The organism is Pseudomonas sp. R4-84, from assembly GCF_054130985.1.
This window is the reverse complement of the sequence record NZ_CP096390.1, coordinates 4,832,882-4,858,881: the sequence shown is the minus strand read 5'-3', so window position 1 is coordinate 4,858,881 and position 26,000 is coordinate 4,832,882. Positions and strand designations below refer to the sequence as shown.

General features: G+C 59.7%; 22 protein-coding genes, 2 tRNA genes and 1 rRNA gene. 13 read left to right on the top strand and 12 right to left on the bottom strand.

What is annotated here, in order from left to right; all coding sequences use genetic code 11:
- The first annotated feature begins 24 nt into the window (after positions 1 to 24).
- On the top strand, positions 25 to 1,302 hold the full coding sequence (locus tag M1D68_RS22140) for an acetyl-CoA C-acetyltransferase (RefSeq protein ID WP_457968355.1): 1,278 nt from the start codon (positions 25 to 27) through the stop codon (positions 1,300 to 1,302).
- Here M1D68_RS22140 and M1D68_RS22135 read toward each other — a convergent pair.
- Complete coding sequence (locus M1D68_RS22135) at positions 1,289 to 2,317, bottom strand: bile acid:sodium symporter family protein (RefSeq protein ID WP_457968353.1); 1,029 nt, start codon at positions 2,315 to 2,317, stop codon at positions 1,289 to 1,291. The two genes, M1D68_RS22140 and M1D68_RS22135, sit on opposite strands and share 14 nt — an antisense overlap.
- A gap of 79 nt (positions 2,318 to 2,396) precedes the next feature.
- Here M1D68_RS22135 and M1D68_RS22130 point away from each other — a divergent pair, with 79 nt between their 5' ends.
- Together M1D68_RS22130 and M1D68_RS22125 are read left to right on the top strand one after the other, a co-directional pair.
- A complete protein-coding gene (locus M1D68_RS22130) occupies positions 2,397 to 3,188 on the top strand; it encodes an AraC family transcriptional regulator (protein ID WP_457968351.1) in 792 nt (263 codons plus the stop codon).
- Positions 3,189 to 3,397: 209 nt separating this feature from the next.
- Positions 3,398 to 4,291: a PA4780 family RIO1-like protein kinase gene (locus tag M1D68_RS22125; RefSeq protein ID WP_039593547.1), complete on the top strand. Its 894-nt coding sequence runs from the start codon at positions 3,398 to 3,400 to the stop codon at positions 4,289 to 4,291.
- Positions 4,292 to 4,350: 59 nt separating this feature from the next.
- Here M1D68_RS22125 and cueR read toward each other — a convergent pair whose 3' ends face one another.
- From cueR to M1D68_RS22110, 3 genes are all read right to left on the bottom strand, one after another.
- On the bottom strand, positions 4,351 to 4,752 hold the full coding sequence (gene cueR / locus M1D68_RS22120) for a Cu(I)-responsive transcriptional regulator (RefSeq protein ID WP_434649053.1): 402 nt from the start codon (positions 4,750 to 4,752) through the stop codon (positions 4,351 to 4,353).
- Complete coding sequence (locus M1D68_RS22115) at positions 4,749 to 7,142, bottom strand: heavy metal translocating P-type ATPase (RefSeq protein WP_457968348.1); 2,394 nt, start codon at positions 7,140 to 7,142, stop codon at positions 4,749 to 4,751. Before M1D68_RS22115 ends, cueR begins: the two co-directional genes overlap by 4 nt.
- Positions 7,143 to 7,269: 127 nt before the next feature.
- Positions 7,270 to 7,653 carry a hypothetical protein gene (locus M1D68_RS22110; RefSeq protein ID WP_434560831.1) on the bottom strand — a complete coding sequence of 128 codons (384 nt, stop codon included), beginning with the start codon at positions 7,651 to 7,653 and terminating at the stop codon, positions 7,270 to 7,272.
- Positions 7,654 to 7,800: 147 nt separating this feature from the next.
- On the opposite strand from M1D68_RS22110, the gene M1D68_RS22105 reads away from it, so the two are divergent.
- Positions 7,801 to 7,998: a heavy-metal-associated domain-containing protein gene (locus M1D68_RS22105; protein WP_420766298.1), complete on the top strand. Its 198-nt coding sequence runs from the start codon at positions 7,801 to 7,803 to the stop codon at positions 7,996 to 7,998.
- 93 nt (positions 7,999 to 8,091) lie between these two features.
- On the top strand, positions 8,092 to 9,294 hold the full coding sequence (locus tag M1D68_RS22100) for a multidrug effflux MFS transporter (protein ID WP_420766299.1): 1,203 nt from the start codon (positions 8,092 to 8,094) through the stop codon (positions 9,292 to 9,294).
- Position 9,295: 1 nt separating this feature from the next.
- On the opposite strand, the gene M1D68_RS22095 is transcribed toward M1D68_RS22100, so the two are convergent.
- A complete protein-coding gene (locus M1D68_RS22095; protein ID WP_420766300.1) occupies positions 9,296 to 9,466 on the bottom strand; it encodes a hypothetical protein in 171 nt (56 codons plus the stop codon).
- A 153-nt stretch (positions 9,467 to 9,619) separates the two neighbouring features.
- A complete protein-coding gene (locus M1D68_RS22090; protein WP_434649045.1) occupies positions 9,620 to 10,633 on the bottom strand; it encodes a zinc-binding alcohol dehydrogenase family protein in 1,014 nt (337 codons plus the stop codon).
- A 357-nt stretch (positions 10,634 to 10,990) separates the two neighbouring features.
- Between M1D68_RS22090 and M1D68_RS22085 the strand changes: the two genes are divergently transcribed.
- Complete coding sequence (locus tag M1D68_RS22085; RefSeq protein WP_420766302.1) at positions 10,991 to 11,725, top strand: ArsR/SmtB family transcription factor; 735 nt, start codon at positions 10,991 to 10,993, stop codon at positions 11,723 to 11,725.
- 85 nt (positions 11,726 to 11,810) lie between these two features.
- Positions 11,811 to 13,193 carry an MFS transporter gene (locus M1D68_RS22080; protein ID WP_420766303.1) on the top strand — a complete coding sequence of 461 codons (1,383 nt, stop codon included), beginning with the start codon at positions 11,811 to 11,813 and terminating at the stop codon, positions 13,191 to 13,193.
- A gap of 116 nt (positions 13,194 to 13,309) precedes the next feature.
- On the opposite strand, the gene M1D68_RS22075 is transcribed toward M1D68_RS22080, so the two are convergent.
- On the bottom strand, positions 13,310 to 14,263 hold the full coding sequence (locus M1D68_RS22075; RefSeq protein WP_420766304.1) for an adenosine deaminase: 954 nt from the start codon (positions 14,261 to 14,263) through the stop codon (positions 13,310 to 13,312).
- Between the two features lie 164 nt (positions 14,264 to 14,427).
- On the opposite strand from M1D68_RS22075, the gene M1D68_RS22070 reads away from it, so the two are divergent.
- Positions 14,428 to 15,519 carry a calcium:cation antiporter gene (locus M1D68_RS22070; protein WP_420766305.1) on the top strand — a complete coding sequence of 364 codons (1,092 nt, stop codon included), beginning with the start codon at positions 14,428 to 14,430 and terminating at the stop codon, positions 15,517 to 15,519.
- A 60-nt stretch (positions 15,520 to 15,579) separates the two neighbouring features.
- Here the strand turns inward: M1D68_RS22070 and M1D68_RS22065 are convergent, their stop codons facing one another.
- The 5 genes from M1D68_RS22065 to M1D68_RS22045 all read right to left on the bottom strand — a co-directional run bounded on the left by M1D68_RS22065 (position 15,580) and on the right by M1D68_RS22045 (position 20,485).
- Positions 15,580 to 16,938, bottom strand: coding sequence for an 8-oxoguanine deaminase (locus M1D68_RS22065; RefSeq protein ID WP_420766306.1), 1,359 nt, complete (start codon positions 16,936 to 16,938; stop codon positions 15,580 to 15,582).
- Positions 16,939 to 17,087: 149 nt separating this feature from the next.
- On the bottom strand, positions 17,088 to 17,774 hold the full coding sequence (locus M1D68_RS22060) for an SDR family oxidoreductase (protein ID WP_457968344.1): 687 nt from the start codon (positions 17,772 to 17,774) through the stop codon (positions 17,088 to 17,090).
- 423 nt (positions 17,775 to 18,197) lie between these two features.
- A complete protein-coding gene (locus tag M1D68_RS22055) occupies positions 18,198 to 18,791 on the bottom strand; it encodes an IMPACT family protein (protein ID WP_420766308.1) in 594 nt (197 codons plus the stop codon).
- A 6-nt stretch (positions 18,792 to 18,797) separates the two neighbouring features.
- Positions 18,798 to 19,460: a TetR/AcrR family transcriptional regulator gene (locus tag M1D68_RS22050; RefSeq protein ID WP_420766309.1), complete on the bottom strand. Its 663-nt coding sequence runs from the start codon at positions 19,458 to 19,460 to the stop codon at positions 18,798 to 18,800.
- Between the two features lie 104 nt (positions 19,461 to 19,564).
- Complete coding sequence (locus tag M1D68_RS22045; protein ID WP_420766310.1) at positions 19,565 to 20,485, bottom strand: LysR family transcriptional regulator; 921 nt, start codon at positions 20,483 to 20,485, stop codon at positions 19,565 to 19,567.
- 122 nt (positions 20,486 to 20,607) lie between these two features.
- Between M1D68_RS22045 and M1D68_RS22040 the strand changes: the two genes are divergently transcribed.
- The 5 genes from M1D68_RS22040 to M1D68_RS22020 all read left to right on the top strand — a co-directional run bounded on the left by M1D68_RS22040 (position 20,608) and on the right by M1D68_RS22020 (position 25,933).
- On the top strand, positions 20,608 to 21,957 hold the full coding sequence (locus M1D68_RS22040; RefSeq protein ID WP_457968341.1) for an aminotransferase class III-fold pyridoxal phosphate-dependent enzyme: 1,350 nt from the start codon (positions 20,608 to 20,610) through the stop codon (positions 21,955 to 21,957).
- Between the two features lie 62 nt (positions 21,958 to 22,019).
- A complete protein-coding gene (locus M1D68_RS22035) occupies positions 22,020 to 23,513 on the top strand; it encodes a CoA-acylating methylmalonate-semialdehyde dehydrogenase (protein ID WP_457968339.1) in 1,494 nt (497 codons plus the stop codon).
- Between the two features lie 636 nt (positions 23,514 to 24,149).
- Positions 24,150 to 25,688: ribosomal RNA gene (locus M1D68_RS22030) — 16S ribosomal RNA — on the top strand.
- Positions 25,689 to 25,753: 65 nt separating this feature from the next.
- Positions 25,754 to 25,830: transfer RNA gene (locus tag M1D68_RS22025), tRNA-Ile, on the top strand.
- A 27-nt stretch (positions 25,831 to 25,857) separates the two neighbouring features.
- Positions 25,858 to 25,933: transfer RNA gene (locus tag M1D68_RS22020), tRNA-Ala, on the top strand.
- Positions 25,934 to 26,000 lie beyond the last annotated feature (67 nt).

The following is a 26,000-nucleotide window of genomic DNA, read 5'->3' as shown; positions in this document are numbered from 1 at the left end:
TTCGCGCATACAGGGGAGTTCTTCATGGCACAGCTACGCCGCGTCGCGATCATCGGTGGTAACCGCATTCCGTTCGCCCGCTCCAACGGGCCCTATGCCACCGCCAGCAACCAGGCGATGCTGACGGCTGCGCTTGAAGGTTTGATCGAGCGCTACAACCTGCACGGTGCTCACATCGGGGAAATGGCCGCGGGGGCGGTGCTCAAGTTTTCCCGGGACATGAACCTGACTCGCGAATGCGTGCTCGGCTCACGGCTGGCACCCAGCACCCCGGCCTATGACGTGCAACAGGCGTGCGGCACGGGGCTTGAGACCGTGCTGCTGGTGGCGAACAAAATCGCCCTGGGCCAGATCGACAGCGCCATCGCCGGCGGCGTGGACACTACCTCCGACGCGCCCATCGGCGTCAATGAGGGGCTGCGCAGGATCCTGCTGCAAGCCAATCGCTCCAAGACCACCGCCGATAAGATCAAGGCTTTTCTGCAACTGCGTCCCCAACACTTGGTTCCCGACCTGCCGCGCATCAACGAACCGCGCACGGGCCTGAGCATGGGCGAGCATTGCGAGTTGATGGCGCAGACCTGGCAGATTCCACGAGACGAGCAGGACCGTCTGGCCCTGGAAAGTCATCAGAAAATGGCCGCTTCCTATGCCGAAGGCTGGCATAACGATTTGATGACGCCGTTCCTGGGCCTGACCCGCGACAACAACCTGCGCCCGGACCTGACCCTGGACAAGCTCGCGTCCCTCAAGCCGGCCTTTGAAAAAAGCTCCAAAGGCACGCTGACCGCAGGCAATTCCACGCCGCTGACCGATGGTGCCTCGCTGGTATTGTTGGGCAGCGAAGAGTGGGCGAACGCCCGCGGACTGCCAATCCTGGCCTACCTGCGTGACGGTGAAACGGCAGCGGTGGATTTCGTCAACGGCGCTGAAGGCCTGCTGATGGCGCCGGTCTATGCGGTGCCGCGCTTGTTGGCACGCAACGGCCTGACGTTGCAGGATTTCGACTACTACGAAATCCACGAGGCGTTCGCGGCCCAGGTCTTGTGTACGTTGAAGGCCTGGGAGGACCCGGATTACTGCAAGTCCCGGCTGGGCCTCGACACGCCGCTGGGCGCCCTCGACCGCAGCCGATTGAATGTGAAAGGCAGCTCATTGGCCGCCGGGCATCCATTCGCCGCGACTGGCGGCCGTATCGTCGCCAACCTGGCCAAACTGCTGGACGCGGCCGGGAAGGGCCGGGGCCTGATTTCCATCTGCGCGGCGGCCGGCCAAGGTGTGACGGCGATCATCGAGCGCTGACCATCGCCTCGCGCGTGGGCGCAGCCTGGGCTCGCTGGCGGCTGGCGTAGCGTTCGGCGAGGATCGAACAGACGATCAGTTGCATGGGGTGATAGATCATGATCGGCAGCAGAATCAGCCCCAGGCCGGGATCGTTGCCGAAGATCAACGCCGCCATCGGCACCCCGGCGGCCAGGGATTTTTTGCTCGCGCAGAACACTGCAGCGATTTCATCGGCGTTGCTGAACCGCAGAGCGCGGGCGGTGCGGGTGGTCATCCACAGGATGATGGCCAGCAGTACGGCGCTGCCGAGCACCGCGCTGACAAGCACGCCATTGCCTTGTTGTCGCCAGATCCCGGAAACCATCGAATTGCAGAACGCGGCGTACACCAGCAGCAGGATGACCAATTTGTCGATGATGCTGGTATAGCGCTTGTATCGGGCGAAGAAACCGGCCAGCCAGCGCCGCAGGAATTGCCCAAGCACCAATGGCAGCAGCAACATCAGACACAGATCGAGAAGGGTCGAGCCCAGGTCGATGCCACCGGCACCGCTGCCGACCACCAGGCTGACCAGCAGTGGCGTCAGGAAAATCCCGAGCACGCTGGACAGGCTGGCGTTGAGAATCGCCGCCGGCACGTTGCCGCCCGCGCTGCCTGTGAGGGCCACCGACGAGGAGATGGTCGAGGGCAGGGCGCACAGGTAAAAGAACCCCAGCATCAATAGCGACGGCACATGGCTGCCCAATGACCAATCACCGATCAGCCAGATCAAGGGAAACACGACGAAGGTAAAACCCTGCACCATCAAATGCAGCCGGACGTTCTTCAAGCCGTGGCGGACCTGCTCCCCGGACAAGTTGATCCCATGGAGGAAAAACACCACGAAGATGCCGATGTTGACCACCCACTCCGCATGCATCGCGCCGCCCGTGGCGCCGAATCCGGGAAAGAAATACGCCAACAAGGTGGCAAGCAACATGCCGCACAGGAACCAGTCGGTCACCAGGCGTTTGAGGTGTCTGAGGATGTGCATAGGGCACCGCAAGTTGTATGAGAAGTCGACTTAGCCTAACGTCGGCCTGAACAGTCGTCTTGCGATATAAGGCCAATCAATGCCGACTAACGGACAGCAGCAGCTTGAACGGCGCATTCCCGACCTGACGGAACTGCCTCGGCCACTTTATGCTCGGGTCGAAAGCCTGGATGCGGGTTCATGGACCCAGGTGCATCGACACGATTGGGTGCAGTTTTCCTATGCCATCAGCGGTGTGCTCGGCGTTCATACCGCCGAGGGCAGTTTCTTCGCGCCGCCGCAACGGGGCATCTGGATCCCGGCCGACCTCGAACATCACGTCGTGACATCCACCCGTGCGGAAATGCGCAGCCTTTATGTGCATCGCCAGGCTTGCCCGTGGGCCGATGGGCGTTGCCGGGTGCTGGAGGTCACGCCCTTGGCGCGAGAGCTGATCAAGGTCTTCTGCCAATTTCCCGCCGCCTACCCGCAAGGCGATACTCAGGAGTCGCGGCTGGTGCAAGTGCTGCTGGACCAGTTGGCGGCATTGCCGGAAGTGGGTTTTTCCCTGCCGCTGCCACTGCATGCCCGCCTGCTGGAGCTGTGCAACGAGTTGATCGAACAGCCCGAATCCTGCGTCACCCTGCAAGCCTGGGCCGAGCGACTGGGCACATCCGAAAAGACCCTGACCCGTTTGTTTCTACGTGAAACCGGCCTCAACTTTCGCGCGTGGCGCCAACGCATGCGGCTGTTGTCCTCCTTGGGGTCGCTGGAGAAAGGCGACAGTGTGACCAGCGCGGCGCTGTCTTGCGGATATGAGTCGACGTCCGCTTTCATCGCGGCATTCAAGGGATTGTTCGGTTTCACCCCGGGCGAACTGTTCACGCATTGAGCCCTTGTCAGTTCTTGTCGCAAATACTTGCTTATCCAATGACCTGCGACGGGCCGGGTCTCGGCTATGATCTTGCGCGGTTGATCTGATCCGGCACAGTGTGTGCATTCAGGGTTCATAGGTCGGAACCCCTCCCCGTGAAGGGAGGATTGCCGTATAACGACCTGTCATTCGCGTGTTTGGTAATAAAGGACCCAGAATAAAAGCTGATGAAGACTCCAAAACGCATTGAACCCCTGATCGAGGACGGTCTGGTCGACGAGGTGCTGCGCCCACTCATGAGTGGCAAAGAAGCAGCTGTTTATGTGGTGCGCTGCGGCAATGAGCTGCGTTGCGCCAAGGTCTACAAGGAGGCGAACAAGCGAAGTTTTCGCCAGGCGGCCGAATACCAGGAAGGTCGCAAGGTCCGTAACAGTCGTCAGGCCCGTGCCATGGCAAAAGGTTCGAAGTTCGGGCGCAAGGAAACTGAAGACGCTTGGCAGAACGCCGAAGTGGCTGCGTTGTTCCGGTTGGCCAACGCCGGTGTGCGAGTGCCCAAGCCGTACGACTTCCTTGAAGGCGTGCTGCTGATGGAACTGGTGGCCGACGAGTATGGCGATGCCGCGCCACGCCTGAACGATGTCGTGCTGGAGCCGGACCAGGCACGCGAATATCACGCCTATCTGATTTCTCAGATCGTACTGATGCTGTGTACCGGCCTGGTGCACGGCGACCTGTCGGAGTTCAACGTGCTGCTCACGCCGACAGGCCCGGTCATCATCGATCTGCCGCAAGCGGTGGACGCCGCTGGCAACAACCACGCCTTCAGCATGTTGGAGCGGGATGTCGGCAACATGGCGTCCTACTTCGGCCGTTTCGCTCCGGAGCTGAAACGCACCCGGTACGCCAAGGAAATGTGGGCGCTTTATGAAGCCGGCACGTTGCACCCGGGCAGTGTGTTGACCGGTGAGTTCGACGAGCCCGAAGAGCTGGCGGATGTTGGCGGGATCATGCGCGAGATCGAGGCCGCGCGCCTGGACGAAGAACGACGCCAAGCTGTGCGCGCCGCCGACGATGCGCCGCCAGGCAAGACCGAGGAGCCGCCTCCGCCTTGGATGCAGTGATCGGTTGTCCCAGAAACCCGGCCCAGGCCGGGTTTTTTATTTGTGTTCGGTATAGGGCATCACTTCTTGCAACACCCCGATTCCAGCTCCTTGAGGATAGGGCAGTCGGGCCGGTGATCGCCCTGGCAGTGTTCCACCAAGTCCTGGAGGGTATCGCGCAGCTCCGCGAGTTCACGGATTTTCTGGTTCAGTTCATCGATGTGTTGCTTGGCCAGGGTCTTCACGTCGGCACTGGCACGTTGGCGGTCCTGCCACAGCGTCAACAGTTTGCCGACTTCTTCCAGGGAAAACCCCAGGTCCCGAGAGCGCTTGATGAAAGCCAACGTGTGCAAATCATCGGTGCCGTAGATCCGGTAGCCGCTGTCCGTGCGATGGGCCGCCTTGAGCAAGCCAATGGATTCGTAATACCGGATCATCTTCGCGCTAAGCCCACTCTGGCGGGCCGCTTGGCCGATGTTCATCGCTTGTCCTCCAGATCTGCGGGTGTCCAGAACTTCAACAGCAATGCATTGCTGACCACGCTGACGCTCGACAGCGCCATGGCCGCGCCGGCCAGCACCGGGTTGAGCAAGCCGAACGCGGCCAGGGGAATCCCGACCAGGTTATAGACGAAGGCCCAGAACAGGTTCTGGCGGATCTTTGCGTAGGTCTTGCGGCTGATATCCAGCGCCGCCGGCACCAGGCGAGGGTCGCCGCGCATCAGCGTGATGCCGGCGGCGTGCATCGCCACGTCGGTGCCGCCGCCCATGGCGATGCCAATGTCGGCTGCGGCCAGGGCCGGGGCGTCGTTGATGCCGTCGCCAACCATCGCCACCACCGAATGGCCCCTCAGTCGCTCGACGATGGCGGATTTGTCGGCCGGCAATACTTCGGCGTGGACGTTGTTGATTCCCAGCGCCTGGGCCACAACCCGAGCGCTGCCTCGGTTATCGCCGGTGAGCAGATGGATGGTGATATGACGCTGGTTCAAGGCCTCCACCGCCGCCAAGGCCCCCGGCTTGAATGTGTCGCCGAAGGCAAACAGGCCGAGGACGCGGGGTGTCGAGCCTTGATCGATCAGCCAGGACAACGTCCGACCTTCGGTTTCCCAGGCCTGCGCCGCCTCGGCCAGCGACTCGGGGTCTGGCCCGAGCTCTTCCAGCAAGCGCCGATTGCCCAGCGCCAGGCGGTGCCCGTCAAGGCTGCCGGCGATGCCGCGCCCGGTAAGCGACTGGCTATCGCTGATGTCCGGTACGTTCAAGCCGCGCTCGGCGCAGGCGTCCAGCACTGCTTTGGCCAGCGGATGCTCGCTGCCCCGTTGCAGGGCGCCGGCCATTCTCAGCAGCGCATTTTCTTCACCTTCGAGCGCCGCCAAGTGAGCAATGCGCGGCGCGCCGGACGTCAAGGTTCCGGTTTTGTCGAACACCACTGTGTCCACGTCATGGGCGCGCTCCAGCGCCTCGGCGTCCTTGATCAAGATGCCGTGGCGCGCGGCGACGCCGGTGCCGGCCATGATCGCTGTCGGCGTCGCCAGGCCCAGGGCACAGGGGCAGGCGATCACCAGCACGGCGACGGCGTTGATCAGTGCTGTCTCCAGCGGCGCTCCGTAGAGCCACCAGCCCGCCAATGTCGCAAGAGCCAAAAGCAACACAACCGGCACGAAGACCTGGCTGACTCTGTCCACCAGCTTCTGGATGGGGGCCTTGGCCGCCTGGGCGTCTTCCACCAGGCGAATGATGCGCGCCAGGACCGTCTCTGCGCCAAGGGCCTGGGTGCGCACCAGCAAACGACCTTCGCCATTGATCGCGCCACCGGTGACCTTGTCACCGGGTTGCTTGGGCACGGGCAGGCTTTCGCCACTGATCAGTGCCTCGTCGGCATGGCTCTGGCCTTCGATCACTTCGCCGTCCACCGGGAATCGCTCGCCAGGCTTGACCAACACCCAGTCATTCAAGCGCAGCGCGTTGATGGCAACATCCCGTTCCTCGCCGTCGATCACCTGAACAGCCCGCTCCGGTCGCAGGGCTTCGAGGGCGCGGATGGCGCTGGCGGTTTGTCGTTTGGCACGGCTTTCCAAATATTTGCCGAGCAATACCAGGGCAATCACCACGGCCGAGGCCTCGAAGTACAAGTGCGGCATGCTCCCGGGCTGGGCAATCGCCCATTCGTAGAGACTCAGGCCATAACCGGCGCTGGTGCCCAGGGCGACCAATAGGTCCATATTCCCGGCCCCGGCGCGGACAGCTTTAAAAGCCGCGACGTAGAAACGTGCACCGAAGATGAATTGGACGGGTGTCGCCAACGCGAACTGCAGCCAGGCTGGCAGCATCCAGCTCACGCCGAAGGGCTGCAACATCATCGGCAATACCAAGGGCAGGGACAGCAGAATTGCCAGTATCAGTGCCAGCCGCTCGCGGTTCAGTCGATCGCCCTGGTTTTTTCGCGGTTGTTCCACCTGCCAGACACTGGCGTCATAGCCGGCGCGCTTGACCGCTTCGAGGAGCGTTTGCGGGTCGATCTGGCCCAGCAATTCGAGGTGAGCCCGCTCATTGGCCAAGTTCACGCTGGCGCGATGCACGCCAGCGACTTTGCTCAATGCTCGCTCGACCCGTGCAACGCAAGAGGCGCAGGTCATGCCTTCGATGCTCAATTCCAGGGTCTGCACGGGAACGCCGTAACCTGCTTGTTCGACTGCCTCCATCAAGGCGGGCAGGCTTCCTTCTGGCGCCTGGACCCGCGCCTGTTCCGTCGCCAGGTTGACGCTGACGGCACTGGCACCGGTCACCTTGCGCAACGCTCGCTCGACTCGCCCGGCGCAGCTGGCGCAGGTCATGCCGCAGATCGGCAGATCGAAAATAGTGGGTTCAGGCATGGGGCAGGCTCCCTGTAGTGGACGGCCACAGGATCAACCTTGCCATGTTGGCAAGGTCAAGCGCCAATGCAAAAGCTTGCACGTTGCACTGTGGGAGCAAGTTCGCTCCCCCATGTTAGGGGCAACGTCAGTATCCGAGGTCAGCCTGCTTGAGGTACATGCCTTCCCCATTCGCTGCGATTCGGTATTTCAGAATGTCGCCGGCCTTGAGCGTGATGTCCTGCGATCCCGGAGCGAGCATGCCCGGGGCGCAACCCGCGGCCTGGCCAGGCAGCAGTTTCAGGCGCAAGGAAAACCGACCGGGCGGCAGATTGAAGGAGGTGCTTTGCTCTTGGAATAGCCTGGCCGAGAGCTGATCCTCGATGTAAATGCCGATTTCGCAACTGGTCGGCACTTCCAGGCGCTCACGAGAAATGATCAGCACACCATAGTCTTCGCCAACAGCCGATGCCTGGGGGGCCACTGCTGAAAGACCGAGCATGCAAAACAGGCTGAACGCTGACCAGCGCATGGCTGAACCTCCGGTATGAAATCCTGATAGGTGCAGCTTGGCCGAGCAGGACGCCGATTGCCAGCCCGGCAGTTTTTGCCAAAACTTGACCTTGCCATGATGGCAAGCTTGAAACTGTGGGCAATTCCAATCCCAAGGAGTCAATTCATGCAAATCTTCAATGTTCGAGGAATGTCTTGCGGTCATTGCGTAAAGGCCGTTACCCAGGCTGTGCAGGCTCAGGATCCAACCGCGCAGGTGCAAGTGGATCTGGGGGCTGGGACCGTCCAGGTCCAAAGCACGTTGCCGCAGAAGACGGTGATCGATGCGATAAGGGAGGAGGGCTACGAAGCCAGTCCCGCCTGAGATTCTGAATCGTTAGCGACCTATCGGAATGTTCAAGAGCGCTCAGCCCGGCTAAACTGTCGGGCTGCCGACTGACGCTGATCTGGACGCCTGATGAACCTCCGTACCATTCTGATTCTTGGCGCCTTGAGCGCTTTCGGTCCCTTGGCGATCGATTTTTATCTGCCGGCGTTCCCGGCGATGGCAATCGCTTTTGGCACCGATGAAAAACACATCCAACTGACCCTGGCGGCTTATTTCCTCGGGCTGTCCCTCGGCCAACTGGCCTACGGGCCGGTGGCGGATCGCTTCGGACGGCGTATCCCGCTGCTGGCGGGGGTCGGCTTGTTCACCGTGGCATCCCTGGCCTGCGCCTACGCGCCAAGCCTCGAATGGCTGATCGGCGCCCGCTTCGTGCAGGCCTTGGGCGGATGCGCGGGAATGGTGATTTCCCGGGCGGTGGTCAGCGACAAATGCGACGCAGTGGGCTCGGCCAAGGTGTTTTCGCAGTTGATGCTGGTAATGGGCCTGGCGCCGATCCTCGCGCCGATGCTCGGCGGCCTGCTGGTGAACGTTTACGGTTGGCAATCCATTTTCATTGGGTTGACGTTGTTCAGTGCGCTTGCGGCGACGGCGGTTGCCTTGTGGTTGCCGGAAAGCCTGCCTGAGCATGTGCCACGGCAACCGTTGTCCGGGGCATTGCGCCAATACGGTCGGCTTCTCAAGGACTCTGTTTTCCTTGGTCATGCCTTGACAGGCGGCATCGCGATTGCCGGGATGTTTGCCTACATCGCCGGTTCGCCGTTCGTTTTCATCAAGCTCTACGGCGTGCCCGCTGAGCACTTCGGCTGGCTGTTTGGTACCAACGCGGCGGGCTTCATCCTGGTGGCGCAAGTCAATGCCAGGCTGTTGTCCAAACGCGGTCCGGCCTTCCTGCTGGCCCGCGCGGTCTGGGTCTATTGGATTGCCGGGCTGAGTTTGTTGGCCATCAGCGCCTTCCAGCCGGAGCGGTTGTGGCCGTTGTTGATCCCGCTCTTTATCTGCATCGCCAGTCTGGGTTGCATCATCCCCAATGCGTCGGCTTGCGCAATGAACGGGCAGGGTGCCCGGGCGGGGAGCGCCTCGGCCATGTTGGGATGCCTGCAGTTTTCCGTCGCTGCGGGTGCCGCCGCGTTGGTGGCAGCGCTACATGACGGCACGGCGGTGCCGATGGCGATCGTCATCAGCCTTTGTGGATTGTTGGTGGTCGGCGCGGCAATGCTGACCCGTCGTCTGCAAAACGCTTTGGCGCTTGCCCAGGCGAGTCAGCGAAGCTGATTCAACCGGCCGCGCGCTGCTGATGTTCGGGAAAGTGATGGGGCGCTCGAATGCGCGCTTGCAGGGTGTTCGCGAAAGCCTGGGCTTCGGCTTCGGAGCGAAAGGTCACGACATGCTGGTCAAGGCGCACTTGCCATTGGGATTTTGCCACCTCTTTTATCAGGATCTTCATTGCTGACCTCCTCGTGTAAAAGATTGCGTTGCAAAGGCCTCGAGTGTAGACCCGATTGCGAGCGCAGTTGTGACAACGGTCAATTGTCGGACTGACGGTGCAGGCTTTTGTGGCGAGGGAGCAAGCTCCCTCGCCACGGGCGACTGCCCGGCATCAGAATCCTTCAAGCACGATCTTACCCTTGGCCTTCCCACTTTCAAGCAATGCGTGGGCTCGGCGCAGGTTCTCTGCATTGATCACGCCGAAATGTTCGCCCACCGTTGTTTTCAAGGTGCCGGCGTCGATCAATCCCGCCACGCGATTGAGCAGCTTGTGCTGTTCAAGCATGTCGGCTGTCTCGAACAGGGAACGGGTGTACATGAACTCCCAATGCAACGACAGGCTCTTGCGCTTGAGCTTGGTCACGTCCAAGGATTTCGGGTCGTCGATGAGGGCCAGCTTGCCTTGGGGCGCCAAGGCTTCGACCAATTGATCCAGGTGCTGGTCGGTCTGGGTCAGGCTGGCCACGTGGGTCACTTGAGCCTGGCCTGCCTGCTTGAGGACTTCGCTCAGCGGCTGGCTGTGATCGACCACCAGGTCGGCACCCAGGTCACGCACCCAATCCACTGTCTGCGGTCGGGACGCGGTACCGATGACCTTGAGGCCGGTGAGCTGGCTGGCCAGTTGCGTCAGGATCGAACCCACGCCCCCGGCGGCGCCGACAATCAGCAGGGTCTGGCCCTGGTCATCCTGGCCTTCTTTTATCTGCAGCCGGTCGAACAGTAGTTCCCAGGCGGTGATCGCCGTGAGCGGCAGCGCGGCGGCTTCGGCGAAACCGAGGGTCTTGGGCATGTGGCCGACGATACGCTCATCCACCACATGCATTTCGCTGTTGCCACCGGCCCTGGCGATGGATCCGGCGTAGAACACCTTGTCACCAGCCTTGAACAGCGTGACTTCGCTGCCCACGGCCTTGACGACTCCAGCCACGTCCCAGCCCAATACCTTGCCGGCACCGCCTTCTGGCTGCACGTTCTGGCGAACCTTGGTATCGACGGGGTTGACCGAGATGGCCTTGACCTCTACCAGCAAATCTCTCGGGCCGGCCACCGGCTCCGGCAGCTCGACGTCTTGCAGCGCGCGAGGATCGCTGATGGGCAGTGATTGGTAATAGGCGATGGCTTTCATGAAGCGGCTCCGTAAGCAGGGACGATGGCGCCCATGTTTGGCGATTTGGGGGCGGGGTAAAAGCGGCTAAACCAACAGGCTCTTTCAGTGTTTTTTTGATAATGACCATTAGTCGCGGGCAAATAGAGATTTTTCCCTCACGCACAATCGCCTCCAAAGGTTTCTGGAGGACAGGAAACCTTGATCCGCACGCTTATACTAGCGGCCGCCTGTGTCAGCGTTGAAACGGGCACGACGGCAAGCGAAGTCCGCACGGGCATGCCGGTCTTCCAGGCGGTCAGCCGCTTTGGGCGGCACCTTCTTACGGGTCAATATGCCCCAAAGCAGTAGACAGACGATTCAACAGGGAGTGAATACATGGAACATGCACCTTGCATCAGCCAGATTGCCACGCTGCTGGCCGACCCAAAGCGTAGCGCGATGATGTGGGCGTTGATGGATGGTACGGCCCGACAGGCCGATGAATTGGCTTTGCTGGCCGGGCTTTCGCCCTCTTCGGCCAACGCCCACCTGGGGCGGTTATCCACGGGCGGTCTGTTGAAAGTCGAAGTCCGCGGCCGCAAGCGTTTTTTTCGCCTGGCGGCCCCCGAGATCGGTGCCGCCGTCGAGGCGTTGGCGAGTGCGACCCTTGCCAGCACGCCGCGACAGGTTCCAGAAGTTTTCAAACGCGGCCTCATGCCAACCAAGGCGCCGACGGCACCGGCTTCGCTGATGCGCGCCAGGCTTTGCGATGATCATCTGGGCGGTACCCTGGCGGCGGATCTGTATCAGCGATTGTTGGATGCCGGATGGCTTGAACAGGTTGAGCAGCGGGTAATCGTCACGCACAAGGGCGCGAACCAGTTGGCCGGGCGTGGCCTGTTCATCCAGGCACTGGCTCATCGCAACGCGCGCATTGCTTGCCCCTGCCCCGATTGGAGTGAGCGGCGCCCACACTTGGGTGGCGCGCTGGGGGCTGCGTTGCTGCAGTTGTTCATGCAATCGGGTTGGCTGAGCCTTCCAAATGACTCGAGGGCCCTGCAGGTGACCACCCTCGGCCAGCAGGAAATCCATCGGTTCGCCAGGCAGGACACCTTGGAAATGGCGCTCTAGGGCTGTCGGCAGGTCGCTATCAGCAATAGTCGCCTGTGAGGTTCGCGCACACTCGGTCTGGGGTTCTTTCGGATTGGGGAATGCAATGGACACTCACGTTTACAGTGCCGCGGAACGACTGGAGCGATTGCCCATCAGCGGCTATCACCGGGTCATATTCATCATCATCGCCTTGGCGTTTTTCTTCGACTCCATGGACCTGGCCATGATGACGTTCTTGCTGGGGTCGATCAAAACCGAGTTCGGCCTGAGTTCGGCCCAGGCAGGGCTGCTGGCCAGCTCGAGCTTTTTTGGCATGGTGGTGGGCGCCTCGCTGTCGGGCATGTTGGCCGATCGGTTTGGGCGAAAGCCGGTGTTCCAGTGGAGCATCGTACTGTGGGGGGTGGCCAGTTACCTGTGTTCCACCGCCCAGGACATCGAGACATTGACGTTGTTTCGTGTCCTGTTGGGCGTCGGCATGGGCATGGAGTTTCCAATCGCCCAGTCGATGCTTTCGGAGCTTATTCCAGCGAAGCGCCGTGGACGCTACATCGCCTTGATGGACGGCTTCTGGCCGCTGGGCTTTGTGGCGGCGGGCGTGTTGTCGTATTTCCTCCTGCCGGTGATCGGCTGGCGTGACATTTTCCTGGTATTGGCGGTGCCGGCGGTCTTCGTCCTGGTGATTCGTTTTTTCATTCCCGAATCGCCGCGTTGGCTGGAGCAGGCTGGCCGGGGCGATGAAGCGGATGCCGTGCTCAAGCGGATCGAAGACAAAGTCCGCGCCTCGCTGGGCACGCACGATTTGCCCGAGCCCATTCGCCTGCCGAGGCTGGCGACCGTGCCTGGCAACTTTTTCTCGGCCCTGGCGCAGATTTGGTCACCGTTGTACCGCCAACGCACGGTGATGATCTGGAGCGTCTGGTTCTTCGCCCTGCTCGGGTTCTACGGGCTGACCTCCTGGCTCAGCGCCTTGTTGCAGCAATCGGGTTTTGCGGTGACGCAGTCGGTCTACTACACGGTTCTGATTTCCCTGGGCGGGATCCCCGGTTTCCTGATGGCGGCCTGGCTGGTGGAACGTTGGGGGCGCAAGCCGGTGTGCATCATCACGCTGCTGGGCGGCGGGGTCATGGCATTTCTGTATGGCCAGAGCGCGGTGTTCGGCGGCAACGTGGGCCTGCTGATAAGCACCGGACTGTTGATGCAGTTCTTCCTGTTCGGCATGTGGGCGGTGCTTTACACCTATACACCGGAGCTTTACCCCACCTCCGCGAGAGCCACGGGATCGGGCTTTGCCTCGGCGGTCGGACGCATCGGTTCGCTGCTTGGCCCCTTGATAACAGGGTTGGTATTTCCGATCACCGGGCAAGGCGGTGTGTTTGCCCTGGGCGCGCTGTGCTTTGCGGTGGCGGCGGGTGTGGTCTGGTTGTACGGAATGGAGACGCGGGGCAAAACGCTGGAGGAGTTGAGCGAAGCGAATGTCGCTGACTGAACACAGTCTCCTGTGGGAGCGAGCTTGCTCGCGATAGCGCCGGGTCAGCCAACATCAATGTTGAATGATCGACCGCCATCGCGAGCAAGCTCGCTTCCACAGGCGTTGAGACGGGCTTAAGGTTTTACAAGTCGCGCATCCAGGCTGTTTTGCGCCAAGCGCTTGGCCTGGTCTTGAGTCATGCCCAAATGCGTATGCAGCGCATGGAAGTTTTCGGTGACGTAGCCGCCGAAATACGCCGGGTCATCGGAGTTCACCGTTACCTTCACGCCGCGTTCGAGCATATCGAGGATGTTGTGCTGCGACATGTCGTCGAACACGCAGAGCTTGGTGTTGGACAACGGGCACACCGTCAGCGGGATTTGCTCGTCGATGATTCGCTGCATCAGCCGTTCATCTTCGATTGCCCGAACGCCGTGGTCGATGCGCTGGATCTTCAGCAGGTCCAAGGCTTCCCAGATGTACTCGGGCGGACCTTCCTCGCCAGCGTGGGCGACGGTCAGGAAACCTTCGTTTCGCGCGCGGTCGAACACCCGCTGGAATTTGCTTGGTGGATGGCCCATCTCCGAGCTGTCGAGGCCGACGGCCACGAACGCGTCACGGAAAGGCAGCGCCTGGTCGAGGGTCTGCTCGGCCTGTTCTTCGCTCAGGTGGCGCAGGAAACTCAGGATCAGGCCGCTGGTGATGCCCAGTTGCTGTTCGCCGTCCTTGAGGGCGGCGGCGATGCCGTTGAGCACCACTTCGAATGGAATGCCGCGATCGGTGTGGGTCTGGGGATCGAAGAACGGTTCGGTGTGGATCACGTTCTGCGCCTTGCAACGCAGCAGGTAGGCCCAGGTCAGGTCATAGAAATCCTGGGAGGTGCGCAGCACGTCGGCGCCTTGGTAGTACAGGTCGAGAAATTCCTGCAGGTTGTTGAAGGCGTAGGCCTGGCGCAGGGTGTCAACGTCGTTCCATGGCAGGGCGATCTTGTTGCGTTCGGCCAGGGCAAACAGCAACTCGGGCTCCAGCGAGCCTTCCAGGTGCAGGTGCAGTTCAGCCTTGGGCAAGGCGTTCAGCCAGTCGTACATGTCTTTTTCTCATCAGCGAATCGATGGCGGGCATTCTACAGGGGTAGGCGCCGATGTCTGGTAAAACCTGACCGGGTGATCCACTGCGCAGGCCGCATCCGCACGAAACGTTCCCGGCCCGTCACAGTCTAGTAGCTCATGACCCGTCCATTGCCAGGCCCACGATGTTCTCGTTGATCAAGCAAGAAAAACTGCTGTTGTTGGCCCTGCTCGCCGCCTTCGTCGCCTACCCGCTGGAACATTGGTTTCTGGGCAGCGGGCAGGCCGTGGCGCTGGCGAGTGGGTTGGTGCTGATCGGTTTTATTGTTTCTGCGTCCATGCGCGTTGCTCATCACGCGGAACTGTTGGCGGAAAAGGTTGGCGATCCCTACGGCACCATGATCCTGACCTTGTCGGCGGTGCTGGTGGAAGTCGTGATCCTGGCGATCATGATGAGTAACGAGGCATCACCCACCCTGGTACGAGACACGATTTATTCTGCGGTCATGCTCGACATCAACGGCATTCTCGGGCTCGCGGCTTTGATGGGGGGGCTCAAGCATGGCGAGCAGGTCTATAACGATGACTCGGCGCGCACCTACAGCGTGATGATTCTCACCGCCATGGGCGTGTCGATGGTGGTGCCGGAGTTCATTCCACAGGAAAACTGGAAACATTATTCGGCGTTCACCATCGGCGCGATGGTCGTGTTGTATACCTTGTTCCTACGGATGCAGGTGGGACCCCACAGCTATTTTTTCAGCTACAGCTACCCGCAAAAGCGCCGCAGGAAAGAGCCCGTGGAAACCGAGCCGAAACCCATCAGCCTGGCATTTTCCATCGGCGCATTGGTGTTCGGCGTAGTGGTAATCGGTGCGCTGGCAGAAGTCATGTCCAAAGCCATCGACCTGGGGCTGGAGGGCTCCGGCGCGCCGCCAGTGGTCACGGCAATCCTGGTGGCGGCCATCTCCGCTGCGCCGGAGATCCTCACGGCCCTGCGCGCAGCCCTGGCCAATCGCATGCAGTCGGTGGTCAACATCGCGCTGGGGGCGTCGTTGTCCACCGTGATCCTGACCGTGCCGGTGATGGAAGCGATGGCGCTCTACACCGGGCAACCTTTCCAGATGGCGATGACGCCGGTGCAGACGGTGATGATTTTCATCACCCTGATCGTCAGCGCCATCAACCTCAACGATGGCGAAACCAACGCCATCGAGGGGATGACCCATTTTGTGTTGTTTGCGACGTTTGTGATGTTGTCGTTGCTGGGCCTTTAGCTTGTCAGAGTCCTTGTAGGAAGCGAGCAAACTCGCTCCCACATTCGTCCTTTGATTGGGTCACGATGCAGCAATCAGCTCCCGCGCGGCCTGGCTGTGATCGGCAATCAACCCTTTCAGGTCGAGGCCTTCGATCTGTCCGTCGATCACACGCCACTCGCCTGCAACCATCACTCGATCCGCCCGATCGGCACCGCACAGCAGCAGTGCCGAGATCGGGTCGTGGCTGCCGGAAAAGCGCAACTCATCAAGTTTGAATAGCGCCAGGTCAGCCTGCTTGCCCACCGCCAATTCACCGATGTCGCTGCGCCCCAGCAATTGCGCCGAACCCCGGGTCGCCCAGCCCAGTACCCGTTCCGGTGTGATCGCTTGTGCGCCGTAGCGCAGGCGCTGGATGTAGAGCGCTTGGCGGGCTTCCAGGATCATGTTCGAGGCATCGTTGGAGGCTGAGCCGTCAACCCCCAGGCCCAGCGGGGCGCCGGCGGCAGTGAGTTCAAGCGTCGGACAGATCCCCGAGGCCAGGCGCATGTTCGAGCTGGGGCAATGACAGATACCGGTGCCGGCGGCGCCGAGACGGACGATTTCGTCCGGATTGAAATGAATGCCATGGGCCAGCCAGGTGCGCGGGCCCAGCCAGCCGACGCTGTCCAGGTAATCGACGGTGCGCAGGCCGAAGCGTTGCAGGCAGAAATCTTCTTCGTCGAGGGTCTCGGCCAGGTGCGTGTGCAGGCGTACGTCGAGTTTTTCCGCAAGTTCGGCGCTGGCGCTCATGATCTCGGGCGTGACTGAAAACGGCGAGCACGGCGCCAAGGCAATCTGGATCTGCGCGCCATCGCCTCGTTGGTGATAGCGGGCAATCAATCGCTGGCTGTCGTCGAGAATCACCTGGCCCTGCTGGACGGTCTGTTGCGGCGGCAAGCCACCGTCGGCTTCGCCCAGGCTCATGGAACCGCGAGTCAGCATTGCGCGCATGCCCAGCTCGCGAACGCTTTGAACCTGCACATCGATCGCATTTTCCAGACCTTGCGGGAACAGATAATGATGATCGGCCGCCGTCGTGCAGCCTGACAGCAGCAGTTCAGCCAGCGCCACCTTGCTTGCCAGGGCGAGTTTTTCCGGCGTCAGTCGTGCCCATACGGGATAGAGGGTTTTCAACCAAGGGAATAGCGGCTGGTTGACTACCGGTGCCCAGGCGCGGGTGAGGGTCTGATAGAAGTGGTGATGAGTATTGATCAGCCCAGGCAGGATTACATGATCGCGGGCGTCAAAGACTAGGTCGCAGGGCTGGCGAGGTTGCTGGCCGAGGCCCAGCAGTTCGACGATCGCACCGTCCTGCAGGACGAGACCGCCACGGGCATCGAGGCCGTTGGCCGTGAAGACGGCGAGGGGATTTTTTAACCAGGTACGGGTCGCAGGCATGATGGCCGGCTCCTCTGAAAGTGGGTTCAGGTTAGCCAGCTCAGTGATGCCCTGTCTGCTGATCCAGGGGCGCCATGGGAGGGCGCGGGTCGGAGTTTACTCAGGTTGTTCGGCACATATCCAGTACCCGGCGACGTAATGGGTGGCGTTTACCAGGGAATCGTCTCGCCCCTGTAATTGACGAAGTGATGCCCGCCCTTGCCGGTGAAGGCATAGACCTGGTCGATCAGCCCACGGGTACTGGTCGGGACGTCTATCTCGGCACCTTCACCGCCCATGTCGGTCTTCACCCAGCCCGGATGCAGGGACAGTACGGTCAGCGACTGCTCGCCCAATTGACTGACGAAACTGTTGGTCATTGAGTTGAGGGCGGCTTTGCTTGCCTTGTACAACGCCAGTTCCGGCGCGTCGGGCATGGTCACGCTGCCCAGTACGGAGCTCATGAAAGCCAGCACGCCGCTACGTTCGCGAATCTGCCCGACGAAGCGCTGGGCCAGATTGATCGGTGCCACTGCGTTGGTGAAGAACAATTGGCCCACCTCCGCCAGCGTTGCGCCGCCAGGGTTCTGATTGGCCGGGCCCTTTACGCCGGCGTTGACGAACAGCAGGTCGAAGATTTCGCCCTTGAGTTGCTGGCTCAAGGCGATGACGGCTTGCTGGTCGTCCATGTCGAGCCTTTCGATTCGCACCGGACCCAGCGCTTTCAAGGCGTCCGCGTGCTGCGGGTTGCGCACGGTAGCAGTGACGTTCCAGCCGTCGCTGAGCAACGTCTTTACCAAACCCAGGCCCAAGCCCCTGGAAGCACCGATGATCAATGCATTTTTCGCCGAATTCATGAAGGCATCCTTGAAAGAAAAGGCCATGGATTTAATGGACAACGTTGCCCGAGCCGTTGTTTCAACTCGTGACGCAACGCGTCGGGTTTGTATCACCGTATCGATTGATTAAAAATTGATCAAGCGGCTGCGGTCCATGCCGTTACTGAGGCTGCTGGACCCATGAACGGGTTATCCACAGCTTGTTCCACAGTAATTGTGCGCAAGCTCCAAGGTCGGGAATAAGCCCCGTGCGGCTTTCTTCTAAAGGTGATAAAGCGCCGCAAGTGATTGTTTTGCTGACGGATCTCTGAAGTCTGGATGCCCCTGTACGAAAAATGTACAAATCCACGAAAGCCGCATGACAGAAGGGTTACAGCGTGGTACGCCCAGGTTATCCACAAGCGGGTGCACAGCGCGTGTGGGCAAATCCGCGTTTTGCCGTCACACGGCGGTCTCACGCTCCAGGCGTATGTGCCCGCGACTCAGGTCGGCCAGCCGTGCCTGCAGCGTTTCAATGTGTTCTTCGCCCACCGCCAATTGAAGCTCTACACCATCGGCGGTGAAATGCTCGGCGTTCACCAAACCCCCGCATTCGGTTGTGCGCAGTTTCACCAGGGCCAGTTCCGCGAATCCGCAAACGCAGCGCAGCCCCACGCGGCTGATCAATTCAATCTTCTCGGCGTTTTGCAGGCATTTGTTTGCACCGCCGCCGTACGCCCGCGCCAACCCACCGGTCCCCAGCTGGATTCCGCCGTACCAGCGGATCACCAGCACCACCACCTGATCGCAGGCTTGGGCCTGGATGGCTGCCAGGATCGGACGTCCGGCGGTACCGCCTGGTTCGCCATCGTCGCTGCTGCGGTACTGGTTGCCGAATTTCCAGGCCCAGCAATTGTGCGTGGCGGCCAGGTCGCTGTGCTGTTCGATAAAGGCCTGGGCCTCGGCAGGGCTGTTGATGGCGGCGGCAAGGGTAATGAAACGGCTTTTGCGGATTTCTTCACGGTACTCACAAAAGCCGGCGAGGGTATAAGGCATGTAGTCCTAGGATCTGTATGAGAGGTCAGGTGTCAGGCCGCAGCCTTTTAGAATGATACGGATCAAGTTGTCGCCGGCGTCGATCATGTCTTGCTTGGTCAGCTTGCTGCGACCGGTCACGCGGCAGATCTGGGTAGCAAAGTCGGCATAATGCTGGGTGCTGCCCCATAGCAGGAAGATGAGATGCACCGGATCGACCGGGTCCATTTTTCCTGCATCGATCCAAGCCTGGAAAACAGCCGCTCGGCCCTTGAACCAGGCCTGATAGTCCTGGTTGAAATATTCGCTCAGGCACTCGCCGCCACTGATCACTTCCATGGCGAAGATCCGCGATGCCTGAGGTTGGCGCCGCGAGAACTCCATCTTGGCGCGAATGTAGCGGGTCAATGCCTGCGCCGGATCGTCTTCGGCCGTCAGGGAATTGAACGTGCTGTCCCATAACTCGATGATGTTGCTCAATACCGCCACGTAGAGCCCGAGCTTATTGGTGAAATAGTAGTGCAGGTTGGCCTTGGGCAATCCAGCCTTCAAGGCAATCGTATTCATGCTGGTGCCCTTGAAACCGTGACGGGCGAACTCATCCTCGGCGGCCCTGAGGATGGTCTCTTCGTTCTGTTGACGAATGCGGCCGGTAGGCTTGCCGCCATGGGCGGGAACTTCAAAAGTCATGGACGTTTCCGGGCTGGGTCTGTGGGTGCGGGCAAATGCGTTCATAGCGCACCGGCGCGGATCAGACAAGTGCTGCGGCTATAAAAGCGGCACGTTGAAGAAATTCAGCGTGTTGCCGCGAGATTTTCGAGGAAGTTTTCCAGCACCAAATGAGGGCGACGCCCCTTGCGCGTGACTGATGCCAGGCTCAGGTCGTAGAAACGCGCGAAGGGTTTGAGCGCGCGTAGGCGACCTTGTTGTACCCAGAGATTGGCGTAGTGATCCGGTAGATAACCGATATAACGACCCGTGAGAATCAGAAACGCCATGCCTTCGCGGTCCGATGCGCTGGCCGTGCAGTTCAGTGCCTGGTAATGGGCCTGGATGTCGGCCGGCAAGCGAAAGGTTGGCGCGATGGCGTCCTGGGTATTGAGGCGAGCGTCTTCGAGTTGCTGGTCGTCCACGTAAAACAGTGGATGACCGACCGCGCAATACAGCAGCGAGCGTTCGCTGTAGAGCGGTTGGTATTCAAGACCCGAAAGGGCGCTGGCCTGGGGGACCACGCCGACGTGAAGGCGACCGTCGAGTACGCCTTGCTCGACTTCGTTGGGTGCGATCATGCGAATCTGGATTTGCACGTCTGGCCCGCGTTCTTTCAACTGGGCCAAGGCGTGGGTGATACGCATATGCGGCAGGGTGACAAGGTTGTCCGTCAGGCCAATGATCAATTCGCCGCGTAAATGTTGATGGAGGCCGTTGACCTCGGTACGGAAACTTTCCAGCGCACTCAATAGTTGCAGCGCCGACTGATAGACCTCGCGACCTTCTTCAGTCAGGGAAAAGCCCGCGCGGCCACGCTGGCACAAGCGCAGCCCTAGGCGTTGTTCAAGATCATTCATCTGCTGGCTGATAGCCGAGCGGCCGATCCCGAGGACCGTTTCGGCGGCAGAAAAACCACCGCATTCCACCACGCTGCGGAAAATGCGCAGCAAGCGGATATCGAAGTCGCTGACCTGGGCCAGCGGATCGGAACGACGCATGCTCATAGTTTAGTAATCCGCTGACTGAAGGTTAGAAAAGCTGGGTTTCACCGACTTTATCGCCGTGGCAACGTAGTCGCAAGAACGCTCCTGATTTCATACCGTTTATGTCTTGCGAGGTTTTGTCGATGAACATGCCCGAACACGCTGTCGGTTCCCTGGCCAGCCAGCTCAAGCTGGACGCTCATTGGATGCCTTATACGGCCAATCGCAATTTCCAACGCGACCCTCGCCTGATCGTCGCCGCCGAAGGTAGCTGGCTGACCGATGACAAGGGACGCAAGGTCTACGATTCGCTGTCGGGATTGTGGACATGCGGCGCCGGGCACACCCGCAAGGAGATCCAGGAAGCGGTCGCCAAGCAACTGGGCACGCTCGATTACTCGCCGGGATTCCAGTATGGACATCCGCTGTCGTTCCAATTGGCGGAAAAGATCACCAACCTGACCCCGGGCAACCTCAACCATGTGTTCTTCACCGACTCAGGTTCCGAGTGCGCCGATACCGCAGTGAAGATGGTTCGCGCTTATTGGCGCCTCAAGGGGCAGGCCACCAAGACCAAGATGATCGGTCGTGCCCGCGGTTATCACGGTGTGAATATTGCCGGCACCAGCCTGGGCGGGGTCAGCGGCAACCGCAAATTGTTCGGCCAAGCCATGATGGATGTTGATCATTTGCCCCATACCTTGCTGGCCAGTAACGCCTATTCCCGCGGCATGCCCAAGGAGGGCGGGATCGCCTTGGCCGATGAGCTGTTGAAGTTGATCGAGCTGCACGACGCTTCCAATATCGCCGCCGTGTTTGTCGAGCCGATGGCTGGGTCCGCCGGTGTGCTGGTGCCGCCAGAGGGATACCTGAAGCGTCTGCGGGAAATCTGCGACCAGCACAACATCTTGCTGGTGTTTGACGAAGTGATCACCGGGTTCGGTCGTACCGGCGCGATGTTTGGTGCCGACAGCTTTGGCGTGACTCCGGACGTGATGTGCATCGCCAAGCAAGTCACCAACGGTGCAATTCCGATGGGGGCGGTCATTGCCAGTAGCGAAATCTACCAGACGTTCATGAGCCAGCCGACACCTGAATATGCCGTGGAATTTCCCCATGGCTATACGTACTCGGCGCACCCAGTGGCGTGCGCGGCGGGACTGGCGGCGTTGGACCTGCTACAAAAAGAGAATCTGGTGCAGGGTGTGGCCGAGGTGGCGCCGCATTTCGAGACCGCATTGCATGGCTTGAAAGGCTCGAAAAGCGTTATCGATATTCGCAACTTTGGCTTGGCCGGGGCGATCCAGATCGCCCCCCGTGACGGCGACGCTATCGTGCGTCCTTTCGAGGCGGGAATGGCACTGTGGAAGGCTGGGTTCTATGTGCGCTTTGGCGGCGATACCTTGCAGTTCGGACCGACGTTCAACAGCAAGCCGCAGGACCTGGATCGCCTGTTCGACGCAGTTGGTGAAGTGCTGAACAACATCGACTGATTTCTTCTATATAGAGAGACGCTCGTTAATGGGCGTCTGGTGATCAATTTCCTGGAGTCCCCATGAGCCTCATCCCGCATTTGATCAATGGCGAACTGTTGAGCGATAACGCCCGTACAGCCGATGTGTTCAACCCGTCCACCGGCCAGGCAATCCATCAAGTACCGCTGGCGGATCGCGCAACTGTCCAGCGGGCGATCGATGGCGCCAAGGCCGCTTTCCCGGCCTGGCGCAACACGCCGGCGGCGAAGCGCGCCCAAGTAATGTTCCGTTTCAAGCAGCTGCTGGAGCAGAACGAGTCGCGCATCGCCCAGTTGATCAGCGAAGAACACGGCAAGACCCTGGAGGACGCGGCGGGGGAACTCAAGCGGGGTATCGAAAACGTTGAGTTTGCCTGTGCGGCGCCGGAAATCCTGAAGGGCGAATACAGTCGCAATGTAGGGCCGAATATTGATGCTTGGTCAGATTTCCAGCCTTTAGGTGTCGTGGCGGGTATCACGCCGTTCAATTTCCCGGCAATGGTGCCGTTGTGGATGTACCCGCTGGCTATCGTCTGTGGGAATTGTTTCATTCTCAAGCCGTCGGAGCGCGATCCGAGTTCGACACTGCTGATCGCCCAGCTTTTGCTGGAAGCCGGTTTGCCCAAAGGTGTATTGAGCGTAGTCCATGGCGACAAGGCGGCGGTGGATGCTTTGATCGAGGCGCCGGAGGTAAAAGCGCTGAGTTTTGTCGGGTCGACACCGATCGCTGAATACATCTATGCCGAAGGTACTCGTCGAGGTAAGCGCGTCCAGGCGCTGGGTGGTGCGAAGAACCATGCGGTGCTGATGCCGGATGCAGATCTGGACAACGCAGTCAGCGCCTTGATGGGCGCGGCGTACGGTTCGTGCGGTGAGCGCTGCATGGCGATTTCGGTGGCGGTATGTGTCGGCGATCAAGTAGCGGATGCCCTGGTGGCCAAGTTGGTGCCGCAGGTCAAGGCACTGAAGATCGGTGCGGGGACTTCTTGCGGATTGGACATGGGGCCGCTTGTTACCGGCCAGCACCGCGACAAGGTCAGTGGGTATATAGAGGAGGGCGTGTCGGCGGGGGCATCATTGATTGTCGATGGTCGTGGCTTGAGCGTTGCGGGGCACGAGGAAGGCTTTTTCCTGGGCGGTTGCCTGTTTGACCGCGTGACGCCTGAGATGCGCATCTACAAGGAAGAAATCTTCGGGCCGGTGCTGTGTATCGTCCGGGTCAACAGCTTGGAAGAGGCGATGCAACTGATCAACGATCACGAATATGGCAACGGCACCTGCATCTTTACCCGTGACGGCGAAGCGGCGCGGTTGTTTTGCGATGAGATTGAAGTTGGCATGGTCGGCGTCAATGTTCCATTGCCAGTGCCTGTCGCCTATCACAGCTTCGGTGGTTGGAAGCGTTCACTTTTTGGTGACTTGCATGCCTATGGTCCGGACGGGGTGCGTTTTTATACCCGTCGCAAGGCCATTACCCAACGCTGGCCGCAGCGTGCCAGCCATGAGGCTTCGCAGTTTGCATTTCCCAGTTTGTAATCTGTAAGTAAAGAGGCCGGCGCCCCTGGGCGTAGGCCTCTGTATTTCCGGGGTTTCTGACTGATATGACAGAATTATGAAAATAAAGGGTTGACGGCAAATTCTGGATGTCTATAATTCGCCCCACTTCCGGCGCAGTCGAAACGGAAAACTCCTTGAGTTTCAATGAGTTAACCGAGTTTCGATAAGTGCGTCGCTTCAGTTCATCGAGGCGCGGAAGGAGTGGGTAGGCCGGTTTGTTGGGCGCTATCGACGGTTCGATCTTCTCGGTCGAAAGCGGTAAAAAAGAGGTGTTGACAGCAGCGAGTAACGCTGTAGAATTCGCCTCCCGCTAACGAGAGATCGAAAGCGCAAGTGGTTGAAGTTGTTAAGGATTTCCAAGCGAAACTTTGAAAACTTCTTAAAATAACCGCTTGACAGATACACGGGGCGCTGTAGAATGCGCGCCTCGGTTGAGACGAAAGGCTCAACCCACCGCTCTTTAACAACTGAATCAAGCAATTCGTGTGGGTGCTTGTGGAGTCAGACTGCTAGTCAACAGATTATCAGCATCACAAGTTACTCCGCGAGAAATCAAAGATGTAACCAACGATTGCTGAGCCAAGTTTAGGGTTTTCTCAAAACCCAAAGATGTTTGAACTGAAGAGTTTGATCATGGCTCAGATTGAACGCTGGCGGCAGGCCTAACACATGCAAGTCGAGCGGCAGCACGGGTACTTGTACCTGGTGGCGAGCGGCGGACGGGTGAGTAATGCCTAGGAATCTGCCTGGTAGTGGGGGATAACGCTCGGAAACGGACGCTAATACCGCATACGTCCTACGGGAGAAAGCAGGGGACCTTCGGGCCTTGCGCTATCAGATGAGCCTAGGTCGGATTAGCTAGTTGGTGAGGTAATGGCTCACCAAGGCGACGATCCGTAACTGGTCTGAGAGGATGATCAGTCACACTGGAACTGAGACACGGTCCAGACTCCTACGGGAGGCAGCAGTGGGGAATATTGGACAATGGGCGAAAGCCTGATCCAGCCATGCCGCGTGTGTGAAGAAGGTCTTCGGATTGTAAAGCACTTTAAGTTGGGAGGAAGGGCATTAACCTAATACGTTAGTGTTTTGACGTTACCGACAGAATAAGCACCGGCTAACTCTGTGCCAGCAGCCGCGGTAATACAGAGGGTGCAAGCGTTAATCGGAATTACTGGGCGTAAAGCGCGCGTAGGTGGTTCGTTAAGTTGGATGTGAAATCCCCGGGCTCAACCTGGGAACTGCATTCAAAACTGTCGAGCTAGAGTATGGTAGAGGGTGGTGGAATTTCCTGTGTAGCGGTGAAATGCGTAGATATAGGAAGGAACACCAGTGGCGAAGGCGACCACCTGGACTGATACTGACACTGAGGTGCGAAAGCGTGGGGAGCAAACAGGATTAGATACCCTGGTAGTCCACGCCGTAAACGATGTCAACTAGCCGTTGGGGGCCTTGAGCTCTTAGTGGCGCAGCTAACGCATTAAGTTGACCGCCTGGGGAGTACGGCCGCAAGGTTAAAACTCAAATGAATTGACGGGGGCCCGCACAAGCGGTGGAGCATGTGGTTTAATTCGAAGCAACGCGAAGAACCTTACCAGGCCTTGACATCCAATGAACTTTCCAGAGATGGATTGGTGCCTTCGGGAGCATTGAGACAGGTGCTGCATGGCTGTCGTCAGCTCGTGTCGTGAGATGTTGGGTTAAGTCCCGTAACGAGCGCAACCCTTGTCCTTAGTTACCAGCACGTTATGGTGGGCACTCTAAGGAGACTGCCGGTGACAAACCGGAGGAAGGTGGGGATGACGTCAAGTCATCATGGCCCTTACGGCCTGGGCTACACACGTGCTACAATGGTCGGTACAGAGGGTTGCCAAGCCGCGAGGTGGAGCTAATCCCACAAAACCGATCGTAGTCCGGATCGCAGTCTGCAACTCGACTGCGTGAAGTCGGAATCGCTAGTAATCGCGAATCAGAATGTCGCGGTGAATACGTTCCCGGGCCTTGTACACACCGCCCGTCACACCATGGGAGTGGGTTGCACCAGAAGTAGCTAGTCTAACCTTCGGGAGGACGGTTACCACGGTGTGATTCATGACTGGGGTGAAGTCGTAACAAGGTAGCCGTAGGGGAACCTGCGGCTGGATCACCTCCTTAATCGACGACAGCAGCGGCTCCATGAGCTCCCACACGAATTGCTTGATTCATTGAAGAAGACGATTGGGTCTGTAGCTCAGTTGGTTAGAGCGCACCCCTGATAAGGGTGAGGTCGGCAGTTCGAATCTGCCCAGACCCACCAATTTCATGGTGTACCCTGTAGCGATACGGGGCCATAGCTCAGCTGGGAGAGCGCCTGCCTTGCACGCAGGAGGTCAGCGGTTCGATCCCGCTTGGCTCCACCATTACAGATTGGTTCCAACGTTTAAAGCTTAGAAATGAGCATTCCACCCGCTGGGTGATGAATGTTGA